General features: G+C 31.2%; 12 protein-coding genes. 1 reads left to right on the forward strand and 11 read right to left on the reverse strand.

Going from position 1 to position 12,544, the window contains the following annotated elements; genetic code table 11:
• Positions 1–183 precede the first annotated feature (183 nt).
• Positions 184–1,113, reverse strand: coding sequence for a YczE/YyaS/YitT family protein (locus tag DY123_RS01110; RefSeq protein ID WP_108982541.1), 930 nt, complete (start codon positions 1,111–1,113; stop codon positions 184–186).
• Positions 1,114–1,269: 156 nt separating this feature from the next.
• Between DY123_RS01110 and DY123_RS01115 the strand changes: the two genes are divergently transcribed.
• A complete protein-coding gene (locus tag DY123_RS01115) occupies positions 1,270–1,905 on the forward strand; it encodes a matrixin family metalloprotease (RefSeq protein WP_140923706.1) in 636 nt (211 codons plus the stop codon).
• A gap of 55 nt (positions 1,906–1,960) precedes the next feature.
• Here DY123_RS01115 and DY123_RS01120 read toward each other — a convergent pair whose 3' ends face one another.
• The 10 genes from DY123_RS01120 to accA all read right to left on the reverse strand — a co-directional run bounded on the left by DY123_RS01120 (position 1,961) and on the right by accA (position 12,537).
• Entirely contained in the window at positions 1,961–4,669 is a 2,709-nt protein-coding gene (locus DY123_RS01120; RefSeq protein WP_140923707.1) for an MMPL family transporter, read from the reverse strand.
• Positions 4,670–4,680: 11 nt separating this feature from the next.
• Complete coding sequence (locus DY123_RS01125; protein ID WP_140923709.1) at positions 4,681–5,298, reverse strand: TetR/AcrR family transcriptional regulator; 618 nt, start codon at positions 5,296–5,298, stop codon at positions 4,681–4,683.
• 85 nt (positions 5,299–5,383) lie between these two features.
• Positions 5,384–6,289: a DMT family transporter gene (locus DY123_RS01130; RefSeq protein ID WP_225426727.1), complete on the reverse strand. Its 906-nt coding sequence runs from the start codon at positions 6,287–6,289 to the stop codon at positions 5,384–5,386.
• Positions 6,290–6,389: 100 nt separating this feature from the next.
• A complete protein-coding gene (locus tag DY123_RS01135; protein WP_105963897.1) occupies positions 6,390–7,301 on the reverse strand; it encodes an aldo/keto reductase in 912 nt (303 codons plus the stop codon).
• A gap of 89 nt (positions 7,302–7,390) precedes the next feature.
• Positions 7,391–8,380 carry a UDP-glucose 4-epimerase GalE gene (gene galE / locus DY123_RS01140; RefSeq protein ID WP_140923713.1) on the reverse strand — a complete coding sequence of 330 codons (990 nt, stop codon included), beginning with the start codon at positions 8,378–8,380 and terminating at the stop codon, positions 7,391–7,393.
• Positions 8,381–8,490: 110 nt separating this feature from the next.
• Positions 8,491–9,729 (reverse strand): beta-ketoacyl-ACP synthase II, encoded by a 1,239-nt coding sequence (gene fabF / locus DY123_RS01145; protein ID WP_140923715.1) that lies wholly within the window; start codon positions 9,727–9,729, stop codon positions 8,491–8,493.
• Positions 9,730–9,741: 12 nt separating this feature from the next.
• Positions 9,742–10,185 (reverse strand): 3-hydroxyacyl-ACP dehydratase FabZ, encoded by a 444-nt coding sequence (gene fabZ / locus DY123_RS01150; RefSeq protein WP_105956512.1) that lies wholly within the window; start codon positions 10,183–10,185, stop codon positions 9,742–9,744.
• 197 nt (positions 10,186–10,382) lie between these two features.
• Positions 10,383–10,970: a 4'-phosphopantetheinyl transferase family protein gene (locus DY123_RS01155; RefSeq protein ID WP_140923717.1), complete on the reverse strand. Its 588-nt coding sequence runs from the start codon at positions 10,968–10,970 to the stop codon at positions 10,383–10,385.
• On the reverse strand, positions 10,963–11,724 hold the full coding sequence (gene fabI, locus DY123_RS01160; protein WP_140923719.1) for an enoyl-ACP reductase FabI: 762 nt from the start codon (positions 11,722–11,724) through the stop codon (positions 10,963–10,965). Before fabI ends, DY123_RS01155 begins: the two co-directional genes overlap by 8 nt.
• A 45-nt stretch (positions 11,725–11,769) precedes the next feature.
• Entirely contained in the window at positions 11,770–12,537 is a 768-nt protein-coding gene (gene accA, locus DY123_RS01165; RefSeq protein WP_140923720.1) for a carboxyltransferase subunit alpha, read from the reverse strand.
• Positions 12,538–12,544 lie beyond the last annotated feature (7 nt).

The following is a 12,544-nucleotide window of genomic DNA, read 5'->3' on the forward strand; positions in this document are numbered from 1 at the left end:
TTGAATCATAACAAAATAATTTCTTCTGCGTACTATACTTAACAGCTAGTAATGTTAAAGAAGAAATTATTATTATCTCGTTTTATAGTCTCAATTCTATAAACAATCGTCATGATTTAAACCTCCTAATATTCGTTTATTTATTATAGTTATTTTAACTAATATCTTATTAAAATGCAAGAACTATTTATTATTGGTTTTATTCTTTCTTTCTTTTAGCTCATCCTTCAATGAATCTAACCTCTTTTGTAAAATAATAGAAACTTGCTCATTTTTTCTAATATTATCATTGGTTCGATTAATTAGTTCTTCAATCTCTGCCTCAGAATATCCAGACATATTCTTTTGCATAGTATAAGTGTTTTGATAAGCATGTAATACAATATTATAACCATTTTTACCTAATTCCAATAATCCACCAGAAACATTATGGAAGCTTGGTTTTTCACTAAAATGATCAATATGAATCATAATTCCACGACTAATAGTATTATTCCAAAAATTAATTAAAGAACCCGCAAAAAATGCTGTAAATAAAGTCATAATTCCAAATGGACCTGCAAATAGTACGGCAATTATCATTATAATGATATCTTGGGCACTTCTAACAATTTGATATTTAACATGAATTTTATCAGATATAATAGGAGCAATTGCATCATATGGAGAAACTCCTAATTTAGTAGACATGTAAAGTGAAGTTCCTAGCGTAAAAAGTGAAATTCCAATAATTGCATCAACAATCATCATTGGAATATTCAAATTACCTTGAAATAAATGTTGATACAATCCTGAAAAGTAATCAATTTCATATCCAACTAAAAACATATTAAATATAGTGCCAATGCCAATTTGTTTTCGATCAAAAATTAATACAAAAATAAATAATACAAAGTTAACAATTAACTGGAGTACCCCTAAAGAAATACCTAACTTATTAGATATTCCGGTATTCATTGCGGTAAAAGGATCCATCCCAATACGTCCTTCTAACAAAAATGTAGCTCCTACAGAAATTAAAATTATTCCAATTAAGGAGCAAATTGATTTTAATAAAATATCTAAAGGCTTATTAATAACACTTTTAGAATTATCATATGGTACATTATCCATTTTTAATTACCCTCTTAAATTTTGATTGCAATTTAATTATATAACTATTTAATAATAAAAGAAAAAGATTAAAATTAGTTACAACGTTCACAATGATAATTATAATATGATAAAATTATTATGTTTCGCTAATCGAATGTATTAATAGGAGGTAAAATGATTAAAAAAAGATTTATCTATGCATTAATACTTTTACCAACAATCATCTTAACTGGCTTCAATAAGCCACAAGAAATCATTCATAATAATAAAGAGGCTCCTTGGATTGTATATGGAAATAGTACTAATGATAATAATAAAGCTCCAATCGTACAAAAAAGTCATAATGGACAAGTGTATTATCAGTTTAAATGTAATAATAATTTAAAAAAGGTATTTCAAAAAGCAATTAATAAATGGAATAAATTAAATATAATCAAATTTAAGCCTGCAAAGGATAATACAGATCCTAATATTCATCCAATTAAATTATATGGTGAAAGTAACTTAAGTAATCATAAAGTTATAGCATCCACATTTTCTTCAAGAACTCCCGTAACTAAAACTAAAAATGGTAATAACATATGTTACTACCATGATACTAGAGTAAAACTAAACCATGGTTTTAATAAATTAAAACAAACCGAAAAAGTTGATATAGCTGCCCATGAATTAGGTCATTGTCTTGGATTTAATGATGATGATTCAAATCAATATATAAAAAGTGACATAATGAATCCAACACATCATAGAAATGCAAATTCTTTATCGAGTCATGAACAAAACGCTTTAAAACGTTATTACTCATTATAATAAAAAAATCGCTAAACTGATTAATATCAATTTAGCGATTTTTATTTACATAAAACTATTTAGAATGTTTAGCTTCATGTTTATTTGATTTATTATCATAAGTTAACTTAATCAAACTTGGTAGCAACATTGGAATGATAATAACTAAGATAACCAATCCAACAATAACCCCAATTGCAACTTGAATTAATGTTAATACACCTGAAGGCATCAATGCAGCAAATGTACCACCTAAAATAATTGCAGCTGAAATTACAACAGTTCCAATTACAGCAGATGCATGAATAATTTGCTTAGATGCAGTATCATCAATGTCACCAAATTCTCTATACTTCATCATTAAGAAAATACTGTAATCAACACCCAAAGCAATTAACATAACAAATGTAAAGAATGGAGTGTTCCAAGTTAGCATGTTTTGACCCAATAATGATGAACTAATTAACTTAGTAATACTTAGAGAAGTTACATAAGCAATTAATAGTGTACCAAGAATATAGAATGGTTGAAGAATTGATCTAGTAATGATCATTAAAGCAATCATAATTCCAACTACCATGATAACAGCAGTTCTAATAAAGTCTGAACTAGCGATATGTCTAGTATCAGAAGTGGATGCAGTTTGGCCACCAACTGCAACAGTTGTATGTGCCAAATCAGTACCACTCAAGTTATTTTGCACCTTGGTTTGTAAGTTATCAATTTCATTCATTGCTGCTTCAGAACTTGGATCCTTATCTAAAACAACAGTAATTTTAGCAATTTTCTTATCTTGTGATAGATAAGATTGTACAGAGTTCTTAAATGTATCACTCTTCAATACGTTTTCTGGAATATTAAAGGAATCTGAAGCCTTAGAATCAGATAAAGTCTTCAAGTAATCATTAGCAGAGCCAATACCTTTATTAACTTTATTCATTCCTTGAGCAGCTTTAGCTAGTTTTTGTTGAGTTTCCTTCAATTGAGCCACAACTGACTTAGTATTATTACCAATGCTTTGTGTATTAGTAGCAATACCTTGTAATTGAGTCTTTAAGCCAGCCATTACATTTTGTTGTTGAGAATTAATTCCTTGTAATGTAGCTCCAACGATTTGCATTTGTTGAGCACTAAGTGGTTGCTTAGCAGCAGTCATTTTTTGTTGTAATGATTGCAATACTTGTTGTCCAGACATACCACTACTTTGACCAGATGAAGCATTAATTGTATTCAAAGAACTAGCAATACTTTGTACTGAACTACCAATATCACTTAATGGTGTTGTATCAAAGTTAGAGTTAGTAGTTCCTTTTTGAATAGTATTCAAACCTGATCTAGCAGTTTTCATTTTACCAGTTAATGTATCTAATTGATCATTCACATATAATTGTTCAATTGGCATTCCACTTGGTTGAGTTACTGAAGCAACAGTTTTAATGCCTTCTTGTTTACTCAATTGAGTAGTTAAACGATCCAATTCATTTAATGATTTTTCGTTATCTAAACGTTTGTTAGCTTTAATATAAATAGTTGAAGGTTCTGCAGTTCCCTTAGAGAAATGCTTTTGTACAACTTGGAATCCTTTTTTAGCAGGAACGTTATCATGCAATTCAACACTGTTATCATAGTTTAATTTATTGTGGTATGAAGCCATAAATGGAACCGTAGCAATTAGTACTAAGATAATAGCTGGAATTGACCATTTAACTGATTTGCTTGATAAGAATCTCCAGAATTTATTTTCACCTTCGCCATCAAAATTCTTAGATGGCCAGAACATCCCTTTACCCATTACGGACATAAAGAATGGATTTAATGTAGTTAGAACTAATAATAGTACAGCTACACCAACAGCAACTCCAACAGCAGATTGGTAAATAGAGAATTTAGCTAGTGCTAAGACTGCAAATCCAATCAATACTGATGAACCAGAATAAAGAATGGTTTTACCAGCAACTTTTCTAGCATCAATAGCAGCGGTCACTTTGTCTTTACCCCGACTTAATTCCTCTTTGAATTGATTATATAGAAGAATGTTGTAATCAGTACCAATTCCGAATAGTACAACCACCATAAATACTCTCGTAAAGTTAGATAATGGGAAACCATAATATTGAACCAAATTCATTACAATACTTAGAGAAACAATGAATGAAACCCCTACTGTTAGTAACGAAACTAATGGAACAATTGGTGATCTAAATACAATAATCAATACAATCAAAATAAAGATTGCAGCAATCACTTCAGTTTTTTGAATTCCTTGTTCAGTAGATACTCTAAAATCATCATTTAGAATATCTCCACCAGTTACATATGTATTTATGCCACCAGTTTTAACAACATCTTTCAACTGATCATTTACACTCTGAATCGAACGATTCTTAGTAACATTTAGTTGAACAAGTTCAGTAGTTTTATCTTTAGAGACTAATTGTTCTTTAGTTGCATCATTATCATATGGTGCGGTAATTCCTTTAATCCCATATTCTTTTTTATTATCACGCAACTTATTAATTGTATAATTAATTTTTTGTTGTGAATTATTATCAATCTTCTTGCTTCCGTTATTGAATACAATTACTGTATCCATAGTATTACCAATGCCATGTCCCCATTTTTCTTGAATCTTTTGAGCAACTTGGCTTTGAGAATTTGATGGAATTTTAGTTTGCCCTTTTTGAGCAACTAAAGAAGACATATTAGGTAGGAAAACAATACTTAGGATTACTACAACAATCCAAGCAATTAGACTACCTGTATACTTTTTAACAAATTTAGGCATTACTCTACCTCCTATTTCTTATTAACTTTGATTAAATCATTCGGTGCAATATATTGTGAAGCAATAATAATCTTAGCTAAATTATTAGGACTTTCCGGATGATCCTTACTAATCCAATAAACAACAATGTTCATTAAGTGATTTAACATAATTTCCTTCACATAATCTTTTGGAATTTCATCAGTAAGGGTAACTTTTCCATTAAATTGTGCAAAAGAAGCATCTGTTACATCGCTAAATATTCTTTTTATGCGACCAAATAAGTAAGGATCACCGTTTTCACTTAATAAAGCCGACAATAATTTCGAATTATCATAGAAATAATTTAAAGTTTTAATAACAATATCAGATGGTGTACTGATGCTTTCGTCTGATTGAGTAAAGCTTTTCAATTCTTCCGGCATTAGATTATTTAAAACATCTTTAATATCACTAAGTAATTTATTCTCAATTTTATTAAGTAAATCAAATTTATCTAAATAGTGAATATAAAAAGTTCCTCTACCAATGCTAGCTTCTCTAGTTAAATCAGTAACATTAATATTATTAAAACCTTTGTCATTAATTAATTTAACTAATGCATGTATAATTGCAGATTTGGTATGAACGGTTCGTTTATCTTGCTTCAAATTAATTGCACCTCCTAACTTAGAATAAGTTTATAATACAAATACAATTATAATAAAAATATATAATAAGTCAACACGGTGTTCATTATTTTTTAGAACCTAAAGGTAATATAAAGACAGTACTTAAAATCAATATTCCGCCAATAACTTCGTACCCATTAAATGATGTATTTAAAAATATAATTGCGCCTAAAGTTGCAGATAGTGGTTCAAAGGTATCTAACATCCCTGCAACTGTGGGTGAAATGAATTTAAGACTATTAATAAAACATAGAAATGATGCCATAGTTCCAAAAAATACAATGAATAAAACGCCAAGAATGGTGCCCAAAGTGAACTTAGGTACTTCTACCCAAAATGGATGAATAATTGTAAATAGGATACCACCTACTAACATTGCCCAGCCAACAACCATCAATGAACTAAATTTTTTTAACAAATTAACTGGTAACATCGTTTGAATGGCACCGGCTAAAGCTAATAATAAGCCAGTCGTTAAGGCGGGGGTAGATATCGATAATTGCGTTAAATTACCTCTTGTCACTAATAACCAAGTTCCGATTAAAGCTACAATGATGGCAATAAATTCAAATCTATTAGGTAATTTATGGTAAAAGATAGCAGTAAAGATGACAATTAATACAGTACCTAAGCTTTGTAAGATTGTTGCTGTTCCAGCATTACTTAAATTTACCGTTACTAAATATAAGTATTGTACAGCAGCTAGTCCAAAAACAGCATACATAATAAACACAAATATGTTTTTAGGCTTTTTCCATAACTGCATTAAGTGTTCTTTTCGATAAAATTTGGAAAACATTAAAATAAAGATTCCTGAAATGCCCATCTTAATTCCCATTAACCATTCCGGTGATAAATGATTATCTTGAAATAAAAATTGTGACACTGGGCCTTGAATTCCCCATAATAAAGCTCCAATAATCGCCAAAATAGATCCTAAAAGGTGATTTCTAGTTTTATTATTATCCAATATGTAAACTCCTAACTCTAAAATTAAATACATTTATAATTATAAAGCAAAAATAAAAGTGTTGTAACATAAATTACAACACTTTTATCAAAGCTATATATTAGTCTTTGTAGTTTTTAGGAGAATCGTCCCACTTATCAACAGCATCAACAACTTGACCTTCTGGATTATGCCAGCCAAAATCGTCATACCATAAACTACGTTTTGCCTTATCGATAGCATCAATAGTTTTAATATCATCATCAGATAGTTTGAAATCAAAGATATCTGAGTTTTGAATAATTCTCTTTTCATGTGATGACTTAGGAATTGTAACGATTCCTTTTTGCCAATCCCAACGAATAATTACTTGAGCAACAGATTTACTGTATTTGTCAGCAATTTTTTTAATTTCAGGATTTGATAGTGCTTCACCACCACCAAGTGGAGACCATGCTTCAAGTTGAATACCTGCATGGTTGTTGAATTCAACAATTCCCTTTTCTTGATTAATTGGGTTAAATTCCATTTGGTTAACAGCAGGAACAATATTAGTATTGTCTAACAAGTTTTGTAATCTTTCATTATCAAAGTTAGAAACACCAATTGCTCTTACCTTACCATCATGATATAACTTTTCCATTGCACGCCAAGTATCAATGTATTTACCGTCTACTGGCCAGTGGATTAAGTATAAATCAATATAAGTTAAATCTAAACGTTCTAGAGTACCATTTACAGCATCTAAAGTACTTTGGTAACCTTGGTCACCATTAAATAACTTAGTAGTAATGAATAAATCTTTACGATTCATACCAGTTTCAGCAAGGCCTTCTTTGATTCCTTCACCAACACCGGATTCGTTACCATATTGTTTTGCAGTATCAATTAAGTGGTAACCTTTAATGATACCTTCCTTAACTGATTCTTTAGCACTTGTATTATCTGTTTTCCAAACACCAAGTCCTAAACGTGGCATTTTAACACCATTATTTAAGGTTGTTGTTTCTTCAAGTCCTTCTAATCTGTTCATAAAATTCAACCTCCCTATTCATCATCAAATAATATGATAAAGGTAATTTTTTCTTATTGCAATCATCTTGAATTCATTATAATCAAATCTTAATTTTCATAGCCATTAGGATGAGATTGTTCCCATTTCCATGCACTAGCAATGATGTCTTTAACATTATCATGTTCAGGTGTCCATCCCAAAACATCCCTAGCTTTAGTTGAATCAGCAACTAATGTACTAGGATCACCAGCTCTTCTGGGTGCATCTTCAGCAGGAATTGCTTTACCGGTAATATTACGAGCAGTTTCAAGCATCTGGCGATTAGAAAATCCAGTAGATGAGCCAAGATTAAACACTTGTGAATCGCCACCATTTAATAGACGTTGCATTGCTAAGATATGGGCATCTGCTAAGTCTAATACATGCACATAATCACGGACATTAGTTCCATCCTTGGTTGGATAATCATTCCCAAAGATTTGCAATTTGTCTTGTACTCCTTGTGCTACTTGCAAAATGATTGGAATTAAATGCGTTTCTGGATGGTGGTCTTCACCAATTGATCCATCCATTTTGGCACCACCAACATTAAAGTAACGCAATGCAGTAAATTTAATATCATGAGCAATATCAGCCCAATGCATCATCTTTTCCATCATTAACTTACTTTCACCATAAGGATTAGTAGGTTCCTTAGCATCAGTTTCTTTGATTGGAATTTGTTTAGGTTCTCCATAAACTGCTGCTGTTGATGAAAAGACAATATTTTTAACGTTATGTTGGTTCATAACTTCAAGTAAATTAATCATGCCATAAACATTATTATCAAAATATTTCATTGGTTGTTCCATTGATTCTGGAACAATGGAATTAGCAGCAAAATGAATTACTCCATCAATGGATTCTTTTTCAAAAACATCATTTAAAAATTCTTTATCGCGAATATCACCATTATAAAAGTGGGCTTTTTTATTAATACTTAATCTGTGTCCAGTTGCTAAATTATCAACAACCACCACATCGAAATTATTTTCAATTAATCTATCAACCGTATGAGAGCCAATATATCCAGCTCCACCAGGTACTAAAATTGCCATTTTATATCTCCTAATAAATAAGTTTAAATTCTAATATCATTATATCTCAGAAACTTAAAACAAAATAAAAAACTCCTAAATTAATAGGAGTTTTTTTATTTTAATTAGTTTTAGTCATCTTCATATTTCTTAAATGCAAGCACTGCATTATGACCACCAAAACCAAATGAATTACTAATTTCGTAATTAACTGGAGCTTTCTTGTTGTCTTCATTTACTAAGTCAACTTCAACTTCAGGATCTTTATTCTTTAGACCAACATTAACTGGCATTTGTTGACGTTGTAATGCACCAACCATAATAACAGCTTCCAGTGAACCAGCAGCACCTAGGGCATGACCAGTCATACCCTTAGTACTACTTACCTTGATGTGATCATTATCAGAAAATACAGATGCAATAGCTTTAGATTCAGCAGAATCATTAGCATGAGTACTTGTACCGTGAGCATTTACGTAATCAACATCTTTAGTTGAAATACCAGCATCTTCAAGTGCTAATTTCATTGCATCCATAGCACCTGAACCATCAGGTCTAGGGGCAGTTAAATGATAAGCATCACTATTAGTACCATAACCAACAATTTCACCTAAGATGTTAGCGCCACGAGCTTTAGCATGTTCTAAGTCTTCTAATACTAAAGTACCAGCACCTTCACCCATAACGAAACCATTTCTATCTTTATCAAATGGCATTGAACCATCTTCAACTTTTTCAGCAGTAGATAATGCAGATAATGCAGCGAAACCTGAAATACCAAGTTCGTTAACTGATGCTTCAGAACCACCAGTAATCATCATTTTAGCCTTACCATATTGGATACGTTCAAATGCATCACCGATAGCATTAGTACCAGAAGCACAAGCCGTAACAATAGCTTGACTAGTGTTTCTAGCATCTAAATTAATAGAAATGTTACCAGCAGCCATATTAATAATTGAATTAGGAACGAAGAATGGTGAAACACGACCTGGTCCCTTTTTACTCATCTTAATAGCTTGTTGTTGAATAGTGGTTAAACCACCAATTCCTGAACCATAGATAACACCTAGTTCTTTAGGATCATATTCACCCTTTTTCAAACCAGCTTGTTCCATGGCTTCCATTGCTGAATATACAGCGTAGCGTGAAAAGTCATCCATACGTTTGGAAACTTTTTTGTCTAAACGTTGCAATGGATCAAAATCTTTAACTTCAGCAGCTAAAGTTACACCAGTGTTGGATGAATCAAAATGAGTGATTGGTGCAATTCCAGTTTTGGATGCAAAAACGCTGTCTAAGAAACTTTTTGCATCATTACCCATTGGACTTACAGCACCAATACCAGTAATAACTACACGATGTTGCATAAGAATTCCCTCCTATTTACGCTTTTCATTTGGAACGATGAAAGTTAATTCTGCTTGGCAAGCCTTTTTGTCGCCAACATATGCAGTACAGTCAACCATTCCCATATTGCTCTTTTGTTTACCCATAGTAACTTCAAAGCGAATAACGTCACCGGGACGAACAATTTTTCTAAATTTAGCTTTCTTAATTTCACCTAAGTAAGCAGTTTTGTCTTTGTATTTTTCACTTTTTAGAATCAAAATTGATGCAACTTGTGCCATTGATTCAATAATTAAAACACCAGGCATAACTGGGTTACCAGGAAAATGACCTTGGAAATAATTTTCATTAATTGTTACGTTTTTAGTAGCAACAATTTTTTCACCAGGAACTAATTCATCAACTTTATCAATGTATAAAATTGGAAATCTGTTAGGAATTAGATCCATAATTTCAGTTGTATTTAAAACACTCACAATAAGTTCTCCTTAATAATTATTTTATATCTTGCAAAATAATTAACTTGATTTCTAAAATTTAATAACAATAACTAGTTTAACAATGAATAAACATTTTTAAAAGAATGATAAAACGTTTTATTTAACAATGCCCAATAATATAATTAAAAAATAATAGCACTTGTGTGACAAAGTTAAACAACTATATCAAATTTTTATTTAAAAGTAGCTAAAGTTCCTAAATAATCTGATCCTAAATCAATATTAGTTAATTTAAATTGTTGCCCTAATCGATCAGCAGAAGCTTTGAATTCAGTCTCAATATTCACACTTTTAGCTTTACCAGAAAGACCAGTGCCAAGTAATTTTAGTGTGGCTTCTTTAATTGTCCATAACTTCAAAGTTTCATTACCCTCGTTTTCCTTAGGTAATGAACTCAAATAATTAAGTTCATTATCAGTAAAAGCACGAGTAATCCGATGATAAGAAAATGGACGAATTTTTTCTATATCGACACCAATATCTTCATCACTAACAACTAAAATAACCAAATCATAAGAATTAGAAATATTAAAATAGAAATCGTTAGATTTTAAATATGGTTTACCATGTTTACCGTAATTAAAGAAATCTCGATTAATTAATTCTTCAATACTAATATTCATATAATCAGCTAAAAGGCAATTACCAACAATTGATTGCCTTTTATGATACTTAGTAAAATCTACATCAGCTTTTTTAAAGATATCTTGATACTTAGGATTATCAATTGTATCTGTAAATATTTGAATATTATTAGGCAAGTAAATGAACACCCTTATCAGCGTAAATCAGGTCACCAGTAACACCAGTTGATAAATCACTCATTAAGAATGTAGCAACATTACCAACTTGTAATGTATTAACTGATTCACCATCAACAGTTCTAGCTTCTGATTCTTTTAATAAATCACCATGATTCTTAATACCAGTCACAGCAAGAGTCTTAAGAGCACCAGCTGAAATGGCATTTACACGAATCTTCTTTGGTCCTAAATCAGTAGCGATATATCTAACGTTTGCTTCTAGAGCTGCTTTAGCAACTCCCATCATATTGTATGAAGGAATAGCACGAGTTGAGCCCATGTAAGTTAGAGTAGCAATACTACCAGATGGATTCATAATTCTACTTGCATAACGTGACACTGAAATGAATGAATATGCACTAACATCTTGTGCTAAATTATAACCATCTTTTTCAACATCAATTACGCCACCTTCAAGAGTTTTCTTGTCAGCATATGCAATTGCATGAATCACACCATCAATATTGCCAAATTTTTCATGAATTTCATCAAAAGTTTTTTCAACATTCTCATCTTCTGAAACATCACATTGAATCATTGTAGTGCCTTCAGGAACAATTTTATCTAATTGACGCTTTAGACGATCATTTTGATAAGTTAAAATAACTTCAGCACCATTATCCATCAATGATTGGGCACAACCCCAAGCAATACTACGCTTGTTAGCAACACCCATAATAACAATTTTCTTTCCATCTAATAAGTTTGACATTAGATTTGTCCTCCTAAATATTCAAATCAATTTTTAAAAATTACATTAGTTGAATTTACGGTAACGTGCATGACGTTTTTCCAACAATTCTTCTTTAGGTAATTTCTTAAGTTCATTTATTTTATCAATTAATGCATTCTTAAAGTTTTGCATTGATTCACTATCTTTTACTTCAGGGACAATTTTATCAATAATTTCATTTGATAATAAATCCTTTGGAGTTAATTGCATTTGTTCAGCAGCATCGGCTGCTTTACTAGAATCTTTCCATAAAATGGTAGCATAACCTTCTGGTGAAAGAATTGAATAAACACTGTTTTCAAACGCCCAAACAGTATCTCCAACAGCTAGTGCTAAAGCACCACCACTGCCACCTTCACCAACGATTACACTAATATAAGGAACTGAAAGTTTTAGGCCTTGGATAATTGATTGAGCAATCATATATCCTTGACCTTTATATTCAGCATCTACCCCTGGGTAAGCACCTGGAGTATTAATTAAATTAATGATTGGGCGATTAAATTTTTCAGCCTGCTTCATTAAACGTAAAGCTTTACGATATCCATCAGGTTCAGCTGATCCAAAATGTCTTTCAATATTTTCATCAGTATCATTACCCTTTTGAATACTAGTAATTGTGACTGGTTGACCACCCATAGTTCCAATTCCAGCATAAACTGCGGGATCATCACCATAAGCACGATCACCATGTAGTTCCATAAAATCTTCAGTAATCCCAGCAACCAAGTTTTGGATACTAATTTTATCAGCACTTCTAGCTGCAAGAACACGATCATATGCTTTTGTCATAATATCC

The sequence above is a fragment of the Apilactobacillus micheneri genome, from assembly GCF_006493595.1.
Classification (GTDB): Bacteria; Bacillota; Bacilli; order Lactobacillales; family Lactobacillaceae; genus Apilactobacillus; species Apilactobacillus micheneri.

What these genes read in the sequence shown, in the direction of transcription:
- fabF (WP_140923715.1), bottom strand. Translation starts at nt 9,729, where the DNA reads ATGCAACATCGTGTAGTTATTACTGGTATTGGTGCTGTAAGTCCAATG.
- accA (WP_140923720.1), bottom strand. Translation starts at nt 12,537, where the DNA reads ATGACAAAAGCATATGATCGTGTTCTTGCAGCTAGAAGTGCTGATAAA.
- galE (WP_140923713.1), bottom strand. Translation starts at nt 8,380, where the DNA reads ATGGCAATTTTAGTACCTGGTGGAGCTGGATATATTGGCTCTCATACG.
- DY123_RS01110 (WP_108982541.1), bottom strand. Translation starts at nt 1,113, where the DNA reads ATGGATAATGTACCATATGATAATTCTAAAAGTGTTATTAATAAGCCT.
- DY123_RS01115 (WP_140923706.1), top strand. Translation starts at nt 1,270, where the DNA reads ATGATTAAAAAAAGATTTATCTATGCATTAATACTTTTACCAACAATC.
- DY123_RS01135 (WP_105963897.1), bottom strand. Translation starts at nt 7,301, where the DNA reads ATGAACAGATTAGAAGGACTTGAAGAAACAACAACCTTAAATAATGGT.
- DY123_RS01120 (WP_140923707.1), bottom strand. Translation starts at nt 4,669, where the DNA reads ATGCCTAAATTTGTTAAAAAGTATACAGGTAGTCTAATTGCTTGGATT.
- fabI (WP_140923719.1), bottom strand. Translation starts at nt 11,724, where the DNA reads ATGTCAAACTTATTAGATGGAAAGAAAATTGTTATTATGGGTGTTGCT.